At 44.1% G+C, this 16930-nt stretch carries 13 protein-coding genes and 1 riboswitch; of the genes, 1 reads left to right on the top strand and 12 read right to left on the bottom strand.

The window, feature by feature from the left end; translation table 11 throughout:
• Positions 1-11 precede the first annotated feature (11 nt).
• The 4 genes from FRZ06_20085 to rpsJ all read right to left on the bottom strand — a co-directional run bounded on the left by FRZ06_20085 (position 12) and on the right by rpsJ (position 1970).
• Positions 12-302 carry a 50S ribosomal protein L23 gene (locus FRZ06_20085; GenBank protein QOX65494.1) on the bottom strand — a complete coding sequence of 97 codons (291 nt, stop codon included), beginning with the start codon at positions 300-302 and terminating at the stop codon, positions 12-14.
• Positions 302-925 carry a 50S ribosomal protein L4 gene (gene rplD / locus FRZ06_20080; protein QOX65493.1) on the bottom strand — a complete coding sequence of 208 codons (624 nt, stop codon included), beginning with the start codon at positions 923-925 and terminating at the stop codon, positions 302-304. The genes FRZ06_20085 and rplD overlap by 1 nt, the downstream gene beginning before the upstream one ends.
• Positions 926-953: 28 nt before the next feature.
• A complete protein-coding gene (locus tag FRZ06_20075) occupies positions 954-1589 on the bottom strand; it encodes a 50S ribosomal protein L3 (GenBank protein ID QOX65492.1) in 636 nt (211 codons plus the stop codon).
• A 69-nt stretch (positions 1590-1658) separates the two neighbouring features.
• Complete coding sequence (rpsJ, locus tag FRZ06_20070; protein QOX65491.1) at positions 1659-1970, bottom strand: 30S ribosomal protein S10; 312 nt, start codon at positions 1968-1970, stop codon at positions 1659-1661.
• Between the two features lie 786 nt (positions 1971-2756).
• On the opposite strand from rpsJ, the gene FRZ06_20065 reads away from it, so the two are divergent.
• Positions 2757-4682 carry a hypothetical protein gene (locus tag FRZ06_20065; GenBank protein QOX65490.1) on the top strand — a complete coding sequence of 642 codons (1926 nt, stop codon included), beginning with the start codon at positions 2757-2759 and terminating at the stop codon, positions 4680-4682.
• A gap of 116 nt (positions 4683-4798) precedes the next feature.
• Here FRZ06_20065 and FRZ06_20060 read toward each other — a convergent pair whose 3' ends face one another.
• From FRZ06_20060 to FRZ06_20025, 8 genes are all read right to left on the bottom strand, one after another.
• Positions 4799-5269, bottom strand: coding sequence for a chemotaxis protein CheX (locus tag FRZ06_20060; GenBank protein QOX65489.1), 471 nt, complete (start codon positions 5267-5269; stop codon positions 4799-4801).
• Positions 5262-6125 carry a response regulator gene (locus FRZ06_20055; GenBank protein QOX65488.1) on the bottom strand — a complete coding sequence of 288 codons (864 nt, stop codon included), beginning with the start codon at positions 6123-6125 and terminating at the stop codon, positions 5262-5264. Before FRZ06_20055 ends, FRZ06_20060 begins: the two co-directional genes overlap by 8 nt.
• Before the next feature lie 15 nt (positions 6126-6140).
• A complete protein-coding gene (locus FRZ06_20050; protein QOX65487.1) occupies positions 6141-6776 on the bottom strand; it encodes a lactate utilization protein in 636 nt (211 codons plus the stop codon).
• A 137-nt stretch (positions 6777-6913) separates the two neighbouring features.
• A complete protein-coding gene (locus tag FRZ06_20045) occupies positions 6914-11458 on the bottom strand; it encodes a hypothetical protein (protein ID QOX65486.1) in 4545 nt (1514 codons plus the stop codon).
• A 158-nt stretch (positions 11459-11616) separates the two neighbouring features.
• A riboswitch (cyclic di-GMP riboswitch) is annotated at positions 11617-11711 on the bottom strand.
• A gap of 303 nt (positions 11712-12014) precedes the next feature.
• Positions 12015-13208, bottom strand: coding sequence for an elongation factor Tu (gene tuf / locus FRZ06_20040; GenBank protein QOX65485.1), 1194 nt, complete (start codon positions 13206-13208; stop codon positions 12015-12017).
• 140 nt (positions 13209-13348) lie between these two features.
• Positions 13349-15412, bottom strand: coding sequence for an elongation factor G (gene fusA / locus FRZ06_20035; protein QOX65484.1), 2064 nt, complete (start codon positions 15410-15412; stop codon positions 13349-13351).
• Between the two features lie 55 nt (positions 15413-15467).
• On the bottom strand, positions 15468-15938 hold the full coding sequence (gene rpsG, locus FRZ06_20030) for a 30S ribosomal protein S7 (GenBank protein QOX65483.1): 471 nt from the start codon (positions 15936-15938) through the stop codon (positions 15468-15470).
• Positions 15939-16494: 556 nt separating this feature from the next.
• The gene (locus FRZ06_20025; protein QOX65482.1) at positions 16495-16917 is read right to left on the bottom strand and encodes a 30S ribosomal protein S12; all 423 of its coding nucleotides are present in this window, start codon (positions 16915-16917) and stop codon (positions 16495-16497) included.
• Between the last annotated feature and the right edge of the window lie 13 nt (positions 16918-16930).

Raw genomic sequence — 16930 nt, 5'->3', positions numbered from 1 at the left:
TTCGTCCCTCCTTACAGACCTTGGAAGAATTCGATTTCCTTACTCTTTGCTGTAAGGGTTACGATGGCTTTTTTGGATGCTGCCGTTCTTCCCACGTTTTTTCCCATTCTCTTTACTTTACCTTGAACATTCATAATGTTTACTTTTTCTACTTCTACTCCGAAGATTTCTTCCAGTGCGTGCTTCACCTGAGTTTTGTTTGCGCTGGTAGCAACCTTGAAGGTATATTTTTTATTCGCCGCGTCATCCATGGATCTTTCGGAAATAACTGGCTTAATAATAATGTCGTAGGCGGTTGTCATTATGCATACACCTCCTCAATCTTGTTGATCGCATCTTTCGTCACGATGAAGCTTGTATAATTGATGATCTCATACACGTTCATTGTGCCTACAAGAGCAGTTCTAACTCCGGGGATGTTGGCAGCGGACTTGATTACGTTTTCATCCTTTTCTGCCATTACGATAAGGGCTTTTTTAGCAGCCTTTACGTTTGCAAGTACTTTGATCATTTCCTTTGTCTTTGGTTCAGCAAAGGAAAGGGAGTCAAGTACGATAATTTCTTTTTCCTCCACCTTTGAGGATAAAGCGGACTTTAATGCAAGTCTCTTTAATTTCTTGGATACGGTATATCTGTAATCTCTCGGCTTTGGCGCGAATACGATTCCGCCGCCGATCTGAGATGGATCCGTTGAGCTTCCCTGTCTGTGACGTCCAGTTCCCTTCTGTCTGAAAGGTTTCCTTCCGCCGCCTCTGACTTCAGCTCTTGTCTTGGCTGACTGGGTTCCCTGTCTCTGATTTGCAAGATAGTTCTTGACAACTTCATGTACAGCGTACTGATTTATTTCGATTCCAAAGATCTCGTCTTTTAATTCGATGGTACCGGCTTCTGCTCCGGCCATGTTCAGCATAGTTACTTTTGCCATTTTACTTCCTCCTTTCTGAAGTCTTTATCTATTTGTCCTGACCTTTAACTGCGTATTGTATGCGGAGCAGGCCACCCTTAGCACCGGGAACTGCGCCTTTTACAAGCATCAGGTTTCTGTCTTCAATGACCTTTACAAGAACCACGTTCTGCACAGTTACCGTATCACGTCCCATTCTTCCGGGGCCTTTGTTGCCCTTGAATACTCTGGAAGGATAAGTACCAGCAGCGAGTGCTCCGGCAAGTCTCTTGTGCTTGGAACCGTGAGTCATGGGTCCTCTGTGGTGTCCATGTCTCTTGATGTTACCCTGAGTTCCTTTACCCTTGGAAACGCCTGTTACATCCAGCTTCTTGCCTATTTCGAAATCGGCAACGGTGATCACCTGATTTGCTTCGTAGGTTTCGCCTTCATCCAGTCTGATTTCTGTAAGATGCTTCTTGAGCGGAGCCTGCCACTTAGCAAAGTGTCCTTTTTCAGGCTTGTTCATTCTCTGCTCTTTCACATCGCCGTAACCAATCTGTACTGCGTTGTATCCGTCTGTTTCAACAGACTTGATTTGAGTAACGACTGCCGGGCCTGCTTCAATCACAGTAACCGGAATCGATTCCCCAGTTTCGGAAAAAATCTGAGTCATTCCGATTTTTTTTCCTAAAATTGTTTTCATATTCATCCTCCTGAATTCTTACAGCGGATTACCCTTTCGGGCAATCATACTAAGGGGAGTTCCCTTACGTTATAATTTGATTTCGATATCAACACCAGCCGGTAAGTCGAGCTTCATCAGCGCGTCAACAGTCTTGGGCGTCGTGTTTGTGATGTCGATGAGTCTCTTGTGCGTTCTCTGTTCGAACTGCTCTCTGCTGTCCTTGTACTTGTGAACGGCTCTCAAGATTGTGATGACCTGCTTCTCTGTTGGCAGCGGAATCGGTCCGGATACATCTGCTCCGGTCTTCTTCGCAGTGTCAACGATCTTCGCTGCGGACTGATCCAAAGTTTTGTGATCATAAGCCTTCAGCTTGATTCTGATTTTTTGTTGTTCGCTCATTCTTTCAATCCTCCTTGATTTTCGTACGTTTTCGCTATGCTGTACGAGGGGTTCCGTCTCTTGCTGCCGCCGTTTTCATGAGTTTTGCTATCACGATACACGGCGCCGTGTGTTTCATATTTTTTTACACAAAGCAAAAAGCACGAGAATCCCTTCGCCCGTTTCTGGAACGGACAATTCTCTGCAGAAATTACCTGATAGCTCAGCAACTTCCTGCTTCATCGCCTTTTTGCAGTCGAAATCGATCAATTTTAGATCTATGATTTCGTTGCATTAGTTCGCCTACGATCTGCATTAATGATGCAAATCTGGAGAGCTGGTATAGCAAGCCTTTGTAGTATATTATAGATTTCAATAGATTGCAAGATATTTGTGAAAAAAAGTTTGAGAAAATATCAGGATATTCATGTCAAGTTTTCTGACTATTTCAACGTTTTAGACCAGCTTCTGCAATACACGCAGCGGGGCGTACAATATAATCGAAATTCATTTGTTTCGATTTTGACATTTCATTCTATTATTCTACAATTTATTTCACTGATTGGCACGTACCAAATAATGTTTTATGCTGTTTTCAACTGTATTAGAAAACAACACGATATTACTTGCCTCTCGGAAACACCGCCTTTAGGCAACATGGTTGTCTATGAATTTCAGTGATAATCGTATCTACTGCAAAGCGCTCCCCTGCCCCTTGTGTCCTTTCAAACCAACCTTGTAATTTCCCTTTATATGGATTAAAATCAACACAAAGGGTATTGTTATTCATATAGGAGAGAGATTATCATGAAGTCTAATGCAACCGCTTTAAAATCTAAAAAACAGATTAAAAAAATCATCTTGAAGAGCTTCTGCTGTCTTCTGGCCGCAGCCCTCATTACAGGCAGTACAGCCGGCAGTGTTTCTGCTGTCGAAAAAGATCCATCAGCCGAAAAATTTATTTCAAACCTAGGCATTGAAGTCACATGGTTTGATTTCGGCCCATATAATCATTATTATATTAGCGGCGACGGATCAAATACAGGTTTTTATCGTTTGGAGATGTCTAATGGACCCAGCAGTAAAACCGCCTATGTAAAAGGAGATGGATCCCTTGCACTTCCTCCGATGAACTATCACTCCATGCGGTCTTCCTATTCCGATGGAGAAAGTGTAACGATAATGAACGCAGAAAACAGTCACAGTATTATATCATCCGATAAAATTATATCGATTGACGGCACTATTTACAGCGATGTCAGTTCATTTTTCCAAGGCTATACGTCCGTTACTGTAAAAGCAACATCTCGCAAAGGAATCCTAGACCAAAACGGAGCCCTCGTCTTTGAAGATAAGGATGGAAAATATACCGATTTGATCCACATCGGCAGTGGCATCTTCGCAGCAAAGATCAAAGGAGAAAAGTATGCCTTCCTGGACAGAGCCGGAACACCTCTGACCGAAGCGATCTATTCTACCGATTGGTCATTTATGGTCTCTGAAGAATCCATCGCTGCCTCCAAAGAAGGAAAGTACGGCTATCTGGATTTGTCCGGTAAGGAAATTACTCCGTTCATCTACGATGACACACTCCGTTTTTCCGAGGGCTTGGCCCCCGTCTGCCGTGACGGAAAATGGGGCTATATTGACAAAACAGGAGCTGAGGTGATTCCTCTGACTTACGACAGTGCCCGTTACTTCAGCAAGGGGCTTGCCGCCGTGGCGGTCAGCGACAAATGGGGTCTTATCGATAAGGCAGGAAATATGATACTGCCTTTGGAGAACGATTATCTTTATGAGCAAGAAAACGGATTATATCTGGCGCAGAAAGGAGATACGTCCTCTCTACTGGATTCTTCAGGAAAGCCGGTGAAGATGACCGGCGATTATTCCTATGTATCTTATGACGGGAGTTCAGACGGTCGATTCTATGCCCAAAAAATCAAGGACGGTCAAGAAATTAGTGCCTTTTTGGACAAGGATGAAAATCTACTGACCGGCTGGAAAGACTTTTCCCTTTTTTATCTCAGCGATAACCTCTACCTGGGACAGAAGAGCGGGGAATACCCTCCGGGAGTTGTTCCTCCTCACGACTATAACCAGAGATTCGCTCTGTTGGACGCCGCGGGAAATAATCTGACCGGTTTTAAATATTCCAATACCGGAGACTTTTTTAATAACTTTAAGGTTGTCTTTCGATATTACTACGAGGGCGCCGGCCTGTTAAATCAATATGGAGCAGAAGTTCTCCCCACCCTATTTGAAGATATCATACTGACCGACGAAGGCTATGCCTTCGTTACGATAGGAGATGACTCCGGCAATGCTCGAGTAGGATACTTTAAAGTTCCTGAAAGCTGGCAAACCATAAGAACAGCTTCTCGCCCTGTGACGGTATATCTGAACGGAGTAGAGTTGTACTTTGATTCTGTACCCACCATTAAGAACAACAAGACAATGGTGCCTCTGCGAAAAATCTTTGAGGCACTGGGGGCAACGGTTGAATGGGATGCCTCCACCCAAACGGTTACCGCAGTCAGCGGTGCAACAAAGCTTCACCTGACCGTCGGCAGCCCTATCGCCTATGTGAACGGAGCCAAGATTCAGCTGGACGCGGTGCCATTCATCCAAGACGAATTGACTTTTGTGCCACTTCGGTTTGTATCAGAAGGCTTAGGTGCTGACGTGAAATGGGACAGTGCTCTAAATAGAGTAATCATAACAACAAAATAAAGGACCCCTGTTAAGGGTTGGGGGGGACCCAAAGAAAAGCAATCAATAAAAAATGGGCTTGTTACGAGATCTGATTCAAATTTCGTAACAAGCCCATTTTTTTATTCCTGGAGATTTTATTTTTGTCCTCGTCTCTCCACCGAAACGATGACGTCAAAATCGTATCCGCCTGCATCCATAGCGATGCGTTCTGCTTTTTCGTAGTTTCCGCTTAATGTGAAAATGCCCTGCATCAAGGTTGGAGTAGAAATGTCTGCTTCAAAGCCTAGTTCAGACAGTCCGATACAAGCATTTGCCGCCAGCATATTTCCTAATTCTGAAATCGCACTCTGTGCAAGTTCATCGAACGCATCAATTTCCATTCCGCCCATCATACAGGAAGCAATTCCTTTTGCCCCCTCCTCAGTCATTGAGAAGATGACGTTTCCTGTCAGATCGCCAAACACACCAACAATACAGACTACGCCTGACGCATCAATGTTCTTTCCGCAGCCTTGTATCTCCTGCAGGCTAATTTCCGTCATGCCAAATTGGGACAGTATGTTTGATACTGCCTCAGAGAATGCCTTGATATATTCTTTACTCATGTTCCTCGCTCCTGCTAAATCCTACATTCATATACAAATCTCCAAACGCTGTCTCTGCGATTACTGAAGATACCGTGCTTAATCCTAATTTTGAAATACGAATGGATTCTCCGTATACAACTGTCGGGGGTGCAACCCGAAAACCATAGATTGGGTTTGCACGATTGAGCAGGGAACAAGCATTGCCTGCTACGATGTTGGCGATTTCTGCGATTGCATCAACAACCTGTTCATGATCCAGATCCTCTTGCCTGAGAATATGGAACGCCAGCCGGCGTGCGGTATCCTCTGACAGATCCAGAAGCATCCTCCCGCCATATCTTCCGATGATACCTAGAACAGCGGATACACCTCTTGAAACCTTTTCGTCATTGATCTTAAGTTCTTGACGGAAATTCGGAGATGCTTGAAAGAATTTACAGCAAGTTTCGTTTAAAGCCTCTTTAAAAACTGAATAGTATACTCCATCCAGTTCAACAAACAGTTCTTCACTTGCCTGAATTCGCTCAATGAGAAGTGCTAGTTCATCAGCATCCACAGGTTTTTGCAGATAGCCGGAAACCTTAGCTTTTTTTGCTTTTCTTACAATTTCATCATCCATCATAGAACTGATAATGATGACTTTGATATGTGGCGCTTCTTCATGGATCGCCATAGTACATTCAATGCCATCTGCTCCCGGCATCGTCATGTCCATGGTAACGATGTCCGGAGACACCCTCCTGATCGTCTCCAGCGCACCGCTGAGAGAATTGGCACTTCCTACCACTTCATAGCCCTTTTCTATGAGAATGTTACTGATCATTCCTACAGAAAATGGAGAATCATCAACAACAACTACTCTTGCTTTTGTCATAAATACACACCTACTTTAATATCCTAATTCTTCGTTGACTAGTATAACCTGAATTCTGCCTGGAGTGCCGCAATATCTTGTTGTCACAATGTTGCAGCAGATACAGTCTTTAGAAAGGCAGTTGTTGCAGGTTCCTGTTATGGTACATGGATTATTCCTTTTTAGTCTGACATTGTTGGGAACTGCTGCACTAAGCTTTGCTCTGGTAAACGCATCGTCCAGACCTATTGCCAATTTGTTTGCACCAGCTACCACGATAACATTTTTAGGTCCGAAACACAGAGCTGCAACTCGATTGCTTGTGCCATCGATATTTACCAGCTCACCATCCATGGTAAGAGCATTGGTGCTCATAAGATAATAATCTGAAAGAAGACCTCTTCTCCTGCGTTCCATGGATTCGGCAGAGTCAGAAGTACTGTAGGGATCTATGATTTCGAGATCTCTTTCCGCCAGCTTTCCCTTCACTCCCAATTCATTCAGTGTTGCAGATCCGCCCCAGGACACAATGGTCTTGTCTGGTATCATCGACAAAATTAATTCCACTGCCTCTTCGCTCGTTTGACAGTAATGACCTTCCATTCCCCGCTTTTCCAGATTTTTAATGACTGTATCTATCTTCAGCTTATTGGCAGCTTTTTTGCTTTCCATTCTTACATTCCTCCTTTTTCCAATTTTGAAATTTGATTTATTTTATCATAAAACACTGTTAGGGAACAATATATTCATGAGAAAGAGCTAATTAGAAAAAAGAGACCCGCAGCTTTCGGTGCGAGTCTCTTCTGGATTTAATTTGCTTTCTTAGTTTCTTTCAGGCTGTTCTCATATCCATAGGTGATGGATGTCTGGATCAATCGATAAAGCATTGTCGTGATTTCTGCTCTGGTAATATCTGAATATGGATCAAACAGGTTTCCGCTTCTGCCTGTTACGATATTATATTTCTTCATATCGGCAATTGCAGTTTTCGCCCAATCACTTGCCATATCTTCATCAGCAAAAGGTGCTGCCGTTTCAGACGGAAGACTGATGCTCATATAGCTTATGAATCTGGCAAGCATTACGGAGAACTCCTGACGAGTTATATTTGCATTGGGATTGAATTGCTTGCCTCCTACACCGGTGACAATGCCCTGTTCAAGTGCCCAAGCTACCGACGGTCCATACCATGCATCCGGAGAAACATCATCGAACACACGAGTTTTGTAAGAACTGGTATCTACCATAGCCATTCTTGCAAGCACTGCTGACAGCATCGCTCTAGTCATTGGGCTTCCAGGCTGGAAGCTGCTGTCAGGGTATCCTTGGAACGCTTCTCGGGAAGCGATAGCTAAGATATTGTCATACGCCCAATTCCCTGTAATATCTCCAAATTGTTTTGGATTTGCTTTAACCAGATACTTAATTCCAACCTGTCCCAAGAAATAAATTTTATCTCCTATGGGATAACAGAATGGTACAAAGACTGTATTTCCATCTGCGTCTACATAGTACACGATGCCATCCTTTGGTTCAGCAGGAAGGGACATCAGGGAATAAATTCCGCCCAATGGGATTGCTTCATCCACAATTTGCGTTGAACTGCTGCTGCCTCCTCCGCCGCCGGTGCTGTTGCGGGACCAACCTGCGGTCAGTGTGATGTTCTGATAAACGGTATAGACATCATTTGCTTTTCCGATGAAGGATTTTCCGCTATACCATCCGTCGAACGTATAACCCGATCTAGTAACCACTGGAAGAGGAATCACCTCCCCCTCTTGCTTCGTTACAGATGCTGGCATTCCTGCAGAGAAGGTTCCACCATTTGGATCAAAAGTAACTGTGAATTCTTTCTTTCCTTCAATCGCTTTCCAATGTGCAAAGAATTCAACATCACTTCTTACCCGGTAGAATTCCCCGCTGTTTCCTTGATACGTCCCATCTGCGTCAAACCATCCTTTAAAGCTATGACCCATTTTTTCGACCCAGGGAAGCTCAATGTCACTTCCTGCCTCAACGGTTTCCGTTTCAGACGCTCCGTTTAGAAGGAAACCTCCGTCGGTATCAAAGCGTACCTGATAAATGTCTGCTTTTGCTTCCTTCACAGTAATCTCGAACGAATCAGAGAATCCTGCATAGGAGATGGTTACAGGCTGAATACCCTCAAGGGTAAGGCGAGTTCCTGCTTCAGGCGTGATATTACAATCCGCAAGATCAAGAAGTTTTTCCGTTTCATCATCAAAGTGAGCCATTACCTGTAAACCAGTCAAATTGAGACTTTCACCAACACGATAGGAGATTTTATGCGGAAGCGCAGTTATCTCTATTCCAGTGAGTGCCTCATCCGGTTCCTCTCCGCCTCCGCTGATGTTCACCGTTACCCACTTGGTTGCCAGGGTACTGGCGAAATCACGGTCACATACTGCAAAGTACATCTGGTATGCAACCTTGACCTTATATTGGCCATCTTCCAAATCTCCGATGGCAACGAGCTTGTTTCCGTCAACCGTAAACTGTTCAGCCGGAGAGTTCACTTTATACCCGGTGCTGATACCCAGTGTACGGAGCAGGCTGTCCAGACGGACTCTCAGCGCATCGTAATTTGTACCGAAGGTATAGAATGCACTTCCCTCACCAGGTGTTGCTGTGATTTCCAAGTCACCAGTACACTTGATATAGTTCAGCAGGTCTCTCATTTCAGATACTGAGTCTTCAATCTCTCTGCACACCGCCTTAATTGAACTGCTGCTTAAACCATCTTGGATACAAGCCCGCAGCTCCGCAGCATAGTGGCGACCCATATTTTCAATGAATGCTTTCGCCTCTTCTCTTGACAGATTTTCTTCTGCCCATTTGCATGCATCATTCAGACATTTGCTGGCAGCCTCAAGGTCAGCTACAAAAGTTTTCACATCCTTGAGGAAATAGTAGAACTTATAACAACTTGTCAATTTCTCACTGTCGCTGCATTTCGGATCAATCAAAATCTTAAAGGTTGCTTGGGCCTCCTCATTGATCCCTGCTCCGAAGGCTTGAAGGAATTCATCCTTCTCGAGACTGTCAAGATTCAGTTCTCCCGTTTTATGATCCATGGTGAATGCGGTAAATTGTTGTACCTCAGGTTTTTCATATAACGCCACAATGGAGTTCCAAAGAGTAACTGTCTTGCTGAACATACCGCCGAGATCCTTTGTAAGGACATTCCAGGCACTCTCATAATTACCGTCGATGGCATCCTGAATCCCGCCTTCCAACTCCGCTGCTCTGCGCAGTACATCGGCAGAGGCTCTGAGCATTGGGACGAGAGCAGTAGGATTATCAAGTCCTGCTTTTGTAAGGGAGTCAACGGTTCTTTGAATAATACCTAAATCTGATCCGCTTAGTCCAACATCCTGCTTGATCAGCTCTTTGATGAGTTGATTCAGCATAGCTGCAGTTCCGTCTGCAACCGTGCCTCCGAGATTGCTGTTTTCCAGCAGTCCTGAAAGCTTTTCTCCAAGACCTGCTGCATCAAACGCAACTAAGAAGTTTGCAAGATTATCCAAGGTACCTGCTGTCGTATAAGTTGCAACAGAAAGGCCTCCAACGGTAAAGTCATCTTGCAAAGCATCTACTTGTTCAACAAGTACTGCCATGTTTTTAACCAAGCTAACAGTCGAATTGATCATTCCCAGGTACGGTCGTACTGGTTCTATAACTATTATAATAGCTCCTAACTTATTGTAGATCTCTTTTAATGCATCCTCCATGAGCGAGGAATAGGTCTGATCTATAATAGCCTTGGCATTCTTATAAGCAGACGCGGAATTAGGATTAACTGCTACTAGAGCATCTGCACCTCCGATTGAAAGATCAATTGCACCTCGGACCAGTGCGCCGGCAACATCTTCAAAAGAGTCCTCAAGAGAAACCTCTCCCGAAGTGTCAATTCCTGCGTTATTGAGTAATTCACGCAGACTCGCCAGCTGCTTGAGATCATTATAGCTTAATCCCATTGGGCTTAATATGGTATCGAGAACATCCGCTCCGATACCAAGACGCTCTAAGGTTTCCACTGTACTGATAATATCATCCAGACTGCCAATAATCATATTAAGATCGGCAATAAGCTGCCTGAGTTCCTGATCATTGCTCAATAGTGTCGCCACGATTCCATCGGGATTATTCTTTATCGCAAGCAAGCGTTCGCGGGACTCTGCATACTTCATCTTTGCAAGATCAAGGGCTGACATATACGGCATCCCCAGTTCCAATGCAGCGATGGTGTCGCTCATAATGACCAAAGCATCCGCCTTACTAACACCGATACCAAACAAGCCGTCAGAATAATCGGGGTAGAACACTGATTTATAAACAATGAAATTAACTCCTAAGAGGTTTGAAAAGTTGAAACCACCTGTACTAAAAAAAGTGATCACGTTTTTATAGCGGTCATTTTCGGATAGTTTTCCATAATCACTATTGAGAGAGTTAAAATCAATTGGTTTTGCGGATGCATAATCTTTGTTTAGCGTTTTGCTTTTTAGTATCGACGCCACTTCTAGATCTCGATTTGCATTGTTAATGAAGGTACTTACCGCTGCATTAAACTCGTCCGGAGTCAGTGTTCCTCCAGCCGGTAATGCCTCCAATTTCTCAGCCCGGTCAATATAACTTTCAATCTGTCTCACTTTCATATTATATACTAACTCTGCTGCATCTGGACTTGCACCGGCACGAAGGATATTGAGAAATCCCTCGGCAAGCGGTATTACTGCATTTTCATTGGATGCACCTGTTAGAAAGTGAACATCAAAGCCGGGATTAAAAGAAGACTTAAAACCCAATTGCTTTTTCCATCCCGTTGGAACTCCTATAAAGTAGCTCTTTTCTCCGCATTGGTAGCCTCCACTCTCAAGAAAGGAGATTGCAGCATCAACTTTTTTCGCAACAGTGTTTGCAGCAGTTCCGGTGTAATATGCAGCTCCACTGTTGTTCACATACGTGTATCCCGTGATAGCACCGCTTGTAAGCTGTTTTACAATATCAATATCTCGGTTGATGTAGTCTGCAAACTGTACTACGGCTGCATCAAATTTTGTCCTATCAACCAGCAGCCTATGATCAAGTTCGGTACAGTCAACTTTACCGTAATCATCACAAGTCTTGTCTACACAAGGGCTTTCAAGCAAGCTCTCCGTTAAACCTAATGCCTCATCCCTGTATGCAAGCAGAGTGTTTACCATCCCATTTAGCTTTTCTGCAGGGGTTGGTTCAGCTGCGAACACCGGCGCAGGAATCATAGGAATCAGAAGTGCAAGAACAAGCATAAAGGAGAGCACTCTTTTCCCTGTCTTTTGTTTGAATCGATTCATCGATTTTCCTCCTGTTTACTAGTAAATAGATCACACTTTGTCTCTTGGAGTACCAAAGTTCAGACTAGCAACATTACGGATCGTCACTGTTACAATAAAAAAAAGCCATCATCTTCATTTCTCCTTTCATAGTTTCCTAAAAAGTATGGAATGAAATATGTGGCAGCAGGACAACCCTTGCAATTTAGGCTTAGAATGCTTTAGGCTCCTTGCTTTGCGTCCCTGTCTTTCGGCAGGTTTGCCTTTTCAATATTTTCATGGGTTGACGATTTCAAATATTTCATTACATTATTTCACAGCGTAGTCACATTATGGTCACGGGTTGGATATTCTTAGAAACGATAGGACAGCTGCCCGTTAAAAAACGAAATGGAGCGATGTAGTACTCCCAGTACTATTTCTTTCCATTTTGAGTGAAATTTATCCCATTTTTGGGATATTGAGCAGGAGGCAGATAGAAATTTGGTATGAAAATGAAAAAAAGAGGTTTTCTTCGGGATTGAATCACCCAAAGAAGACCTCTTTTAAATTTTAATAGTGTTTATAAGATCCGAAATTACTCGACGATCTTAGCTACAACGCCGGAACCTACTGTTCTTCCACCTTCTCTGATGGCGAATCTCAGTCCTTCTTCGATAGCGATCGGGCTGATCAGCTCGATTTCCATCTGGATGTTGTCTCCAGGCATACACATTTCTACGCCTTCTGGTAAGTTCAGGTTTCCTGTTACGTCTGTTGTTCTGAAGTAGAACTGCGGTCTGTATCCGTTAAAGAACGGTGTATGTCTTCCGCCTTCTTCCTTCTTCAATACGTATACCTGGGAAGTGAACTTTGTGTGGGGCTTGATGCTGCCCGGCTTTGCAAGTACCTGACCTCTTTCGATGTCAGTTCTCTGTACACCACGAAGCAGTGCTCCGATGTTGTCTCCAGCCTGTGCCTGATCAAGAAGCTTTCTGAACATTTCTACGCCTGTTACAACTACTTTTCTTGATGCTTCTGCAAGTCCTACGATTTCTACTTCGTCGGATACCTTCAGGATTCCTCTTTCGACTCTTCCTGTTGCTACTGTTCCTCTTCCTGTGATGGAGAATACATCCTCAACAGGCATCAGGAATGGCTTGTCGGTTGGTCTTTCTGGCTCTGGAATAAAGCTGTCTACTGCATCAAACAGTTCAACAATCTTATCTCCCCATGGGCCTTCTGGATTATTTAATGCTTCCAGTGCGGATCCTCTGATGATTGGTGTGTCATCGCCAGGGAATTCATATACGTCAAGAAGTTCTCTTACTTCCATTTCTACAAGGTCAAGAAGCTCATCATCGTCTACCATGTCACATTTGTTCAGGAATACTACGATGTATGGTACGCCTACCTGTCTGGACAGCAGGATGTGCTCTCTTGTCTGCGGCATTGGTCCGTCTGTTGCTGCTACTACAAGGATTGCTCCGTCCATCTGCGCTGCTCCTGTGATCATGTTCTTTACATAGTCAGCATGTCCGGGGCAGTCAACGTGCGCATAGTGTCTGTTCGGTGTTTCGTACTCTACGTGCGCAGTTGCGATGGTGATACCTCTTTCTCTTTCTTCTGGTGCCTTGTCGATCTGGTCGAAGGCTACCATCTGGCCGAGTCCGTATCTCTGGTATAAGGTCTTTGTGATTGCCGCTGTCAATGTGGTCTTGCCATGGTCTACGTGACCGATTGTCCCGATATTAACATGGGGCTTGTTTCTTTCAAATTTAGCTTTTGCCATTTTCGTGATCCTCCATTAAAATTTTTATACGTTTCAGTAGATCATTTTCCTTTGAAAATTCTCTAGCATCATTACGCGATATGTCCCTCGAAAGGGAAATGGGCAACGAGGCAAAGCAATGAATGCCTCGTTTTCGTACATTATTTGTTCAGCTTCTCTACTAAGCTATCCGGCAGCTTCTCGAAGTGGTCAAACTGCATAACATAGACTCCTCGACCCTGTGTTCTGGATCTCAGATCGGTAGCATATCCGAACATTTCAGAAAGAGGCACAAACCCTCTGACTGCAACTGCTCCAAAGTTCATATCAGTTCCTTCGATTCTTCCTCTTCTGGAGCTGATATCACCGATTACGTCGCCCATATAGTCTTCAGGCACAGTGACCTCAATCTTAAAGATCGGTTCAAGAAGTACAGGCTTCGCTTTCTTAGCAGCTTCTCTGAATGCCATGGATCCGGCAATTTTGAAGGCCATTTCAGAGGAGTCAACTTCGTGGTAAGAACCATCATAGAGTTCTACGCCGACGTCAACAACCTGATATCCTGCAAGAGGTCCGTTCTGCATTGCTTCACGAATACCATCATCGACTTTTGAAATGTATTCCTTAGGAATCGCACCTCCGACAACTGCATTCTTGAATTCATAACCAGCTCCAGGATCTCTCGGATAAACTCTGATTTTAACGTGACCATACTGACCGCGTCCACCAGACTGCTTCGCATATTTGTGATCCACATCCGCTGTTCCAGAAATAGTTTCTTTATAGGATACCTGCGGCTTACCTACGTTTGCTTCAACTTTGAATTCACGCAGAAGACGATCTACGATGATTTCCAAGTGAAGTTCTCCCATACCGGCAATAATCGTCTGGCCTGTTTCTTCATTGGTATAGGTTTTGAAAGTAGGATCTTCTTCTGCCAGCTTTGCTAAGCCAAGACCCATCTTTTGCTGTCCGGCTTTGGTCTTAGGTTCGATGGCGATTTCAATAACCGGATCAGGGAATTCCATAGACTCCAGTATGATTGCTTGATTTTCATCACACAAAGTATCTCCGGTTGTTGTATCCTTCAGTCCTACTGCTGCTGCAATATCACCAGAGTAGACTTCTTCGATATCTTCTCTTCTGTTTGCATGCATCTGCAGGATTCTTCCGATTCTTTCCTTCTTATCCTTTGTTGAGTTATAAACATAGGAACCCGATTTCAGTGTTCCGGAATATACTCTAAAGAATGCAAGTTTTCCCACAAAGGGATCGGCCATAATTTTGAAAGCAAGAGCTGAAAATGGACCTTTGTCATCAGCAGGTCTTGTATCCTCTGTTTCTGAATCTGGAAGCACTCCCTTAATTGCGGGAATGTCTACTGGTGATGGCATATAATCTACGACTGCATCCAAAAGCATCTGAACACCTTTGTTTCTGTAGGATGATCCGCAGATAACGGGAATCAATTTTCCTGCAACAGTCATCTTTCTGATGGCGCTTTTCACTTCAGTTTTTGAGAGTTCTTCGCCCTCAAGATACTTCATGAGCAGTTCTTCATCTGATTCCGCTACCGCCTCCATCAGATTGTGTCTCGCCTCGGCTGCCATCTCCTTAAGATTTTCTGGGATATCCACGACGTCAAACTCTTTTCCCAGATCGTCCTTGTAGATTTCTGCATTCATTTCAACCAGATCTACAATTCCGACAAAGCTGTCTTCCGAGCCGATAGGCAGCTGAATTGGCACAGCATTGGCCTTCAGTCTGTCTTTTACCATACCAACAACGCGGAAGAAGTCCGCACCCATGATATCCATCTTGTTGACGAAAATCATCCGGGGTACACCATACTTCTCTGCCTGTCTCCAAACGGTTTCTGACTGAGGTTCAACTCCGCCTTTCGCACATAGAACAGTAACAGCTCCATCCAGGACTCTCAGTGATCTTTCTACCTCTACGGTAAAGTCAACGTGGCCGGGTGTATCAATTATATTGATTCGAGTATCTTTCCATTGCGCCGTTGTAGCAGCAGAGGTAATAGTGATACCTCTCTCCTGCTCCTGCTCCATCCAGTCCATAGTAGCTGCGCCTTCATGAACTTCGCCAAGCTTATGGGTTTTTCCTGTGTAGAACAGAATTCTCTCTGTGGTTGTGGTCTTTCCGGCGTCAATATGCGCCATGATGCCAATGTTTCTGGTTTTCTCAAGCGGGAATTGTCTAGGCATACTAGAAACCTCCTTTCTGCTTCTTTCTAAAATTCTTTATTAACATTAATTTCAATTACCATCTGTAATGTGCAAATGCTCTATTCGCATCCGCCATCTTGTGGGTATCTTCCTTCTTCTTCACGGTTGCTCCAGTGTTATTCGAAGCATCCAGAAGTTCCTTAGCAAGTCTCTCGGCCATGGTTTTTTCACCTCTGGCGCGGATATATTTTGTAAGCCATCTGATTCCCAGTGTCTGACGTCTGTCAGATCTAACTTCGATAGGAACCTGATAGTTGGCACCTCCAACACGTCTGGCCTTTACTTCAAGGACAGGCATGATGTTGTTCATAGCCTTTTCAAATACATCAAGAGGTTCCTCTCCTGTATTCTTCTTAATTGTTTCAAACGCGTCATATACAATTGACTGCGCTACTCCCTTTTTTCCGTCTAACATGATGCTGTTGATCAGCTTTGCTACAACAACACTTCCGTAAACTGGATCTGGAAGTACTTCTCTCTTTGGTATATTACCTTTTCTTGGCACTTCTCTTCCCTCCTTGCTTGTTAATTTCACATAACGCTGCGTTGCTGGCTTCGTCAGGCTCGCTTGCGTATGTCAGTATACGCGTCCTTCGCCTTCCTCAGCCGCGCCTTGCCTTATGCGAAATTACCTGCGCAATCTTGCTTGTTAATTCTGCACAATACTTTGTTTGAGATTCATTTGCGTTCGCAGATATCTGTATACACACACACGCTTCACGCTCATTCATCGCTCCTCGTCCCGCACAAAATTAACAGCGCAACTCAATAATGAAATTAAAATTATGCGCTTTCGCTCGGTACTCGACATCCAAATGAATGCCGCGGTGCACATGATAAATAAAGTATCAATCTATATATCAAGGGCACATCTTGCTTGTTAATTTTATGCAATACTGCGTTATCGTCAGCCTCAGACTCGTTTGCGCATGTCTATATACGCGCCCTTCATCTTCTGCTTCCATGCCTTGCATAAAATTCCCTACGCAACTATTACCTTCTGATTCTGAGCCATACTTATATAGTATTGGCAAAATCAGCTGTGTAATATTCTTTCCCGATTATTTCTTAGCAGCTTTAGGTCTCTTTGCTCCATATTTGGAACGAGCCTGGTTTCTCTTTGCTACACCAGCAGTATCAAGAGTTCCTCTGATAATGTGGTATCTTACTCCAGGAAGGTCTTTGACTCTTCCGCCTCTGATCAGAACGACGCTGTGTTCCTGAAGGTTGTGACCAATACCAGGAATGTAAGCCGTTACTTCGATACCGTTGGACAGACGTACTCTCGCTACTTTTCTCAGCGCGGAGTTCGGTTTCTTAGGAGTAACAGTTTTTACAGAAGTGCAAACGCCTCTCTTCTGAGGTGCTTCTGTATCGGTAGGAACTCTCTTAATTGAGTTCAGGCCTTTTAACAGAGCAGGGGACGTTGACTTCTTAATCGCACTTGTTCTTCCTTGACGAACCAACTGATTGATTGTAGGCATTCTTCGTTTCTCC

Source organism: Clostridiales bacterium, assembly GCA_015243575.1.
GTDB classification, from domain to species: Bacteria; Bacillota; Clostridia; order Peptostreptococcales; family Anaerovoracaceae; genus Anoxybacterium; species Anoxybacterium hadale.
The sequence above is the reverse complement of the archived record's forward strand: the minus strand, read 5'-3'. Positions and strand labels throughout refer to the sequence as shown.

Bases quoted from the DNA above. Each gene is read 5' to 3' on its own strand.
- FRZ06_20085 (QOX65494.1), bottom strand. From the start codon at position 302: ATGACAACCGCCTACGACATTATTATTAAGCCAGTTATTTCCGAAAGA.
- rplD (QOX65493.1), bottom strand. From the start codon at position 925: ATGGCAAAAGTAACTATGCTGAACATGGCCGGAGCAGAAGCCGGTACC.
- FRZ06_20075 (QOX65492.1), bottom strand. From the start codon at position 1,589: ATGAAAACAATTTTAGGAAAAAAAATCGGAATGACTCAGATTTTTTCC.
- rpsJ (QOX65491.1), bottom strand. From the start codon at position 1,970: ATGAGCGAACAACAAAAAATCAGAATCAAGCTGAAGGCTTATGATCAC.
- FRZ06_20065 (QOX65490.1), top strand. From the start codon at position 2,757: ATGAAGTCTAATGCAACCGCTTTAAAATCTAAAAAACAGATTAAAAAA.
- FRZ06_20060 (QOX65489.1), bottom strand. From the start codon at position 5,269: ATGAGTAAAGAATATATCAAGGCATTCTCTGAGGCAGTATCAAACATA.
- FRZ06_20055 (QOX65488.1), bottom strand. From the start codon at position 6,125: ATGACAAAAGCAAGAGTAGTTGTTGTTGATGATTCTCCATTTTCTGTA.
- FRZ06_20050 (QOX65487.1), bottom strand. From the start codon at position 6,776: ATGGAAAGCAAAAAAGCTGCCAATAAGCTGAAGATAGATACAGTCATT.
- FRZ06_20045 (QOX65486.1), bottom strand. From the start codon at position 11,458: ATGAATCGATTCAAACAAAAGACAGGGAAAAGAGTGCTCTCCTTTATG.
- tuf (QOX65485.1), bottom strand. From the start codon at position 13,208: ATGGCAAAAGCTAAATTTGAAAGAAACAAGCCCCATGTTAATATCGGG.
- fusA (QOX65484.1), bottom strand. From the start codon at position 15,412: ATGCCTAGACAATTCCCGCTTGAGAAAACCAGAAACATTGGCATCATG.
- FRZ06_20025 (QOX65482.1), bottom strand. From the start codon at position 16,917: ATGCCTACAATCAATCAGTTGGTTCGTCAAGGAAGAACAAGTGCGATT.